The sequence below is a fragment of the Aquipuribacter hungaricus genome, from assembly GCF_037860755.1.
Classification (GTDB): domain Bacteria; phylum Actinomycetota; class Actinomycetes; order Actinomycetales; family JBBAYJ01; genus Aquipuribacter; species Aquipuribacter hungaricus.
Window position 1 is genome coordinate 1 of sequence record NZ_JBBEOI010000257.1, and the last position, 4,793, is coordinate 4,793.

A 4,793-nucleotide genomic window follows, 5' to 3' on the forward strand; every position below is an offset into this window, starting at 1 on the left:
GCCCGGCCGGGCCGGCCCGGCCTGTCGGTCGCCCGGGCGGGCCGGGGACCCGAGGGGCACCGGCGCGCCAGGCGCCCGCTCAGGCGCCGCAGCGGGCCCGGCGCACCTCGTCGTCGTGGGCGCTGCCCCCGAGCACCTGCGACAGCACGCCGGCCACGGCCGCGGTCTCCACGAGGAACCCGTCGTGGCCGTACCGGGAGGGCACGGTGACCAGCCGCGCGCCGGGGACGTGCGCCGCGACGTGCTCCTGCTGCTCCAGCGGGTACAGCCGGTCCGAGCTGATCCCCACGACGGTCGTGGCCGCGGTGACCCGTGCCAGGGCCGCCTCCGTGCCGCCGCGGCCCCGGCCGACGTCGTGGCTGTTCATGGCCCGGGTGAGGGTGACGTAGGAGGCGGCGTCGAAGCGGCGCGCGAGCTTGCCCGCCTGGTGGTCGAGGTAGGACTCCACCGCGTAGCGCCCGCCGGTGCCCGGGTCCTCCCCCGGCTGCGGGTCGCGGCCGAACCGGCTGTCCATCTCCTCGCGCGAGCGGTAGGTCACGTGGGCGATGCGCCGGGCGACGCCGAGGCCCTCGACCGGGCCCTCGCCGCCCGCGGCGTGGTAGTCCCCGCCCAGCCAGGCGGGGTCGGAGGTGATGGCGGCCAGCTGCGGGGCGCACCACGCGATCTGGTCGCCGGAGGCGGCGGCGGTGCTGGCGAGCACGACGAGCGAGGCGACGCGCTCGGGCGAGGTGACGCCCCACTCCAGCGCGCGCATCCCGCCCATGGACCCGCCCACGACCAGCGCCCAGCGACGGATGCCGAGCGCGTCGGCCAGCAGCGCCTCCGCCGCGACCTGGTCCCGGACGGTGACCGCGGGGAACCGGCTCCCCCAGGCCCGGCCGTCGGGGTCCGGGCTGCCGGGGCCGGTGGTCCCCTGGCAGCCGCCGAGCACGTTGGGTGCGACGACGAACCAGCGCGAGGTGTCCACGGCGAGGCCGTCGCCGACGACCCCTCCCCACCACCCGGGCGAGGGGTGCCCGGGGCCGACCGGGCCGACGACGTGGGAGTCGCCGGTGAGGGCGTGCAGGACGAGGACGGCGTTCTCCACGGTGCCGTCGGGCCCGGTGCGCGGGGTGCCCCACGACTCGTAGGCCACGCGCACCCCGGGGATCGTCGGCCCGTGCTCGGTGCGCACGTCGCCGACGTCGACGAACGTCCGTCCGCCGACCGGGTCCCCGTCCTGCCACGCCCGCACGCTCAGGCTCCCTTCGCCGCCCGGAAGCCCGCCTCGAGGTCGGCGAGGATGTCGTCGATGTGCTCCAGGCCGACCGAGAGCCGCACGAGCCCCGGGGTGACGCCGCTGGCGGCCTGCTCGGCCTCGCTGAGCTGGCTGTGCGTCGTCGAGGCGGGGTGGATGACGAGGCTGCGCACGTCGCCGATGTTCGCGACGTGGCTGTGCAGCTCGAGGCCCTCGACGAACCGCCGGCCCGCCTCCAGGCCGCCGGCGATCTCGAAGGCGAGCACCGACCCGGAGCCGCGCGGCGTGTACTTGGCCGCCCGCTCGTGCCACGGGCTGCTCGGCAGGCTGGCGTAGGCGACGCGCTCCACGTCCTCGCGCGCCTCCAGCCACGAGGCCACGGCGTGGGCGTTGGAGACGTGCCGCTCCATCCGCAGGCTCAGCGTCTCGATCCCCTGGGCGATGAGGAAGGCGTTGAACGGGCTCACGGCGGCGCCGAGGTCGCGCAGCAGCTGCACCCGGGCCTTGAGGACGTAGGCGAGGTTGGCGCCCAGGGGGCTGCCGACGCCGAGGTCGCGGGCGTACACCAGGCCGTTGTAGCTCGGGTCCGGGGTGTTGAACCCGGGGAACTTCTCCGGCTGGGCGGCGTAGTCGAACCGGCCGCCGTCGACGATGGCCCCGGCGACGACGGTGCCGTGCCCGCCCAGGAACTTGGTCGCCGAGTGCACGACGACGTCGGCGCCGTGCTCCAGGGGCCGCAGCAGGAACGGGGTCGCCACGGTGTTGTCGACGATGAGCGGCACGCCGGCCTCGTGGGCCACCGAGGACACGCCCTCGATGTCGAGGACGTCCTGGTAGGGGTTGGAGATCGTCTCCCCGTAGAACGCCTTCGTCTCCGGGCGCACCGCGGCGCGCCAGCTGTCCAGGTCGTCCGGGTCCTCGACGAACGACACCGAGATGCCGAGCTTGGGCAGCGAGTAGTGCAGGAGGTTGTACGTCCCGCCGTACAGCCGGGGGCTGGCCACGACGTGGTCGCCGGCCTCGGCGACGTTGAGGATGGCGAGGGTCTCCGCGGCCTGGCCGCTGGAGACCAGGAGCGCGGCGGCGCCGCCCTCGAGGCTGGCGATGCGCTGCTCGACCGCGTCCTGGGTCGGGTTCATGATCCGGGTGTAGATGTTGCCGAACTCCTTGAGCGCGAACAGGTTCTCCGCGTGCTCGGTGGAGCTGAAGGCGTAGGACGTCGTGGCGTAGATCGGCAGGGCGCGGGCGCCCGTGCTGGGGTCCGGCTGCTGGCCGGCGTGGATCTGGCGGGTCTCGAAGGACCAGGCGTCGTTCACGGTGGAGACCTCCCGGGGTCGGGTCGAGGTCGGGCAGCGAGGGGGGACCTGGGGTCCGGTGCCGCGGCCGGGGGCGCAGGGCGCGCCGGCCGGGTGCGGGCAGCGGGGGCCGGCGGCGCCGTGGGCGCGGTCGGCAGGGGCTGCACCGGGTCGGCCCGTGGGCCGTCGTGCACGCGTCAGCCGCGACAGCCGGTCATGTAGACCTCCCGTGGTCACCGGGGCCCGGACGGGCCCGCGCTTGCCGGCACCGGGCGGTGACGGCCAGGTCCTCACCCGGGGCACCCCACCGCGGAGGAGGGTTGCCGACCAGCGAGCCGGGGCTTGTCGCTGGTACTCATGACCTGCGCGGAGACTACGTCACGCCCACGACGGGCCGCCAGGCGTCCGCACGCCGAGACCCGCCCGGCGCGCCCCCCGGGCCACGGTGGGCGGCCGCCGGCGCCGGTCGTGCCCTAGAGCGTGAGCGCCGGGGTGACGACGGTCCGGCCCTGGTCGACGTCCAGCACCAGCTGCAGGTGCCCCGGCCGGACGAGGGGCACGGCGAAGCGGCCGGTGCTGTCGCTCTGCAGCTCGCTGGTGCCGTCGGCGGTGCGGACCTGCACCCGCCGGCGCCCGCCGGGGGCGACCCAGGCGTCGACCCGGGACCCGCCCTCGACGTCGCTGAGGGCGAGCATGACGGTGAGGGAGTCGCTGCCGAAGGTCACGGTGCGGACCTGGTCGCCGCGGCTGCCCACCGCCTCGTTCTGCTCGGCGGTCAGCCGCATGAGCTCCAGCTCGAGGTCGAGGTCCGACGACGTCAGCTCCTCGACCTGCAGCGCGAAGGCGACCCGGTCGGCCAGACCGGCGGGCACCGGGTCGGCCGCCTCCCACATCGCCCGCAGCTGCTCCGGGCCCGGCCCGGTGCTGCCCTGGTCCTGCTCCGGGGCGCTGCTCACGTGACCCACCGCCCCTCGTCGCCCAGGTCCTCGCGGAGCTTCTTCAGGCACCGGCCCCGCGTCGGGCCGATGCTGCCCAGGGGCATCCCCAGGTCGACCGACAGGGTCGCGTAGTCCGGCCGGTCGGAGAACGCGACGACGCGCAGCAGCCGCTGGCACCGCTCGGACAGCCGGCCGACCGCCTCCCACAGCCGTCTGGCGCTCTCCTGCTCCACCACGACCGCGGCCGGCCCGGGTGCGGGGTCCGGGCTCGCGGCCAGCACGGGGCCGGGGTCGTCGACGGAGGTGAGGGCGGACGCCGCGGTGCGGGCCGCGTCGCGGCGCACGGTGACCAGCAGCCACGCCATCACGGCCTGCGGGTCCCGCACCTGGTCGCGACGGCGTGCCAGCGCCAGCCAGGCGTTCTGCACGACGTCCTCGGCCGTGGCCCGGTCCAGGCGGTAGGCCCGGGCGGTGTGCCAGAGCGTGGGGGTGAGCAGGGAGACCAGCTCGGAGCTCGCCGTGGCGTCGCCCTCGGTCCAGCGCCGGAACAGCCGGGCCGCGGCGTCCGCGGTGCGGTGCCGGGTCGGGTCCGGTTCCTCGGCGGCCCGACCCGCCGCGCCGGACGGGTCGGTGGTGCCCGCCGCGCCGGTCGTGCCCTGTCCCTCGGACGGACCCGGCGCCTCGGACGGGCCCGGCGGCGGGACCGGCGGCGGGACGAGCCGTCCCGGCCCGGCCTGCTCCGGCGGCAGCGTCACCTCGTGGCCCGTCCGCACGGACAGGCCCAGGCCTGCGTCCGCGGTGGGGGCTGTGCCCTCGCTGACCATGGTTCCTCCCGGTCCCCGGCCGCACCGGGGCGCCGGCGTGGGATGGGTCGCCGGGCGGGTGCGGGACCCCGCCGAGGCTAGCCGCTGCCCCCTCACGACCACCACCACCGGACCATGCCCCCAGGAGGCCGGCGGCGGCCGCCTGATACCCGACCGCCGGCCCGGGCCCGCAGGGAGGTCACCGGCCGGTGTCCCAGGAGGCCCCGCCGGACCTGCCGCCCACCGTCCACGGCGCGCCGAGGCCGCCGTCCAGCGCGCGGAGCACGAGCCGGGCCAGGGGCTGCGTGGGGTCCAGGGACAGCGCCCGCCCGCCGAGGACCGACGCTGCCGTCCCCTCCCCCGCCACCCACGCCAGCCAGGAGTGCCCGGCCAGGACCTCGGCGCGGTCCTCGGCGGGGACGAGCGCGGCGAGCCGGCGGAGCACCGGTGTGCCCTCGCGGACGGCACCGGCGCAGGCCGGGTCGTCGAGGGAGCCCGCCAGCGTGGCCGGCGGCGACCC

Annotated in this window: 5 protein-coding genes and 1 riboswitch; all 5 genes read right to left on the reverse strand. The window is 77.0% G+C overall.

The features are described from left to right. Positions 1–79: 79 nt before the first annotated feature. On the reverse strand, positions 80–1,234 hold the full coding sequence (gene metX / locus WCS02_RS17520; RefSeq protein WP_340295543.1) for a homoserine O-acetyltransferase MetX: 1,155 nt from the start codon (positions 1,232–1,234) through the stop codon (positions 80–82). A gap of 2 nt (positions 1,235–1,236) precedes the next feature. Further along, positions 1,237–2,553, reverse strand: coding sequence for a bifunctional o-acetylhomoserine/o-acetylserine sulfhydrylase (locus WCS02_RS17525; RefSeq protein WP_340295544.1), 1,317 nt, complete (start codon positions 2,551–2,553; stop codon positions 1,237–1,239). 229 nt (positions 2,554–2,782) lie between these two features. Continuing rightward, a riboswitch (SAM riboswitch) is annotated at positions 2,783–2,895 on the reverse strand. Between the two features lie 110 nt (positions 2,896–3,005). Then, positions 3,006–3,488, reverse strand: a complete 483-nt coding sequence (locus WCS02_RS17530) for a hypothetical protein (protein ID WP_340295545.1) — start codon at positions 3,486–3,488, stop codon at positions 3,006–3,008. Then, a complete protein-coding gene (locus WCS02_RS17535) occupies positions 3,485–4,294 on the reverse strand; it encodes an RNA polymerase sigma factor (RefSeq protein WP_340295546.1) in 810 nt (269 codons plus the stop codon). Before WCS02_RS17535 ends, WCS02_RS17530 begins: the two co-directional genes overlap by 4 nt. A gap of 178 nt (positions 4,295–4,472) precedes the next feature. Continuing rightward, on the reverse strand, positions 4,473–4,793 hold a 321-nt coding region (locus tag WCS02_RS17540), incomplete at its 5' end, for a DUF4192 family protein (protein ID WP_340295547.1).

Bases quoted from the DNA above. Each gene is read 5' to 3' on its own strand.
- WCS02_RS17535 (WP_340295546.1), bottom strand. From the start codon at position 4,294: ATGGTCAGCGAGGGCACAGCCCCCACCGCGGACGCAGGCCTGGGCCTG.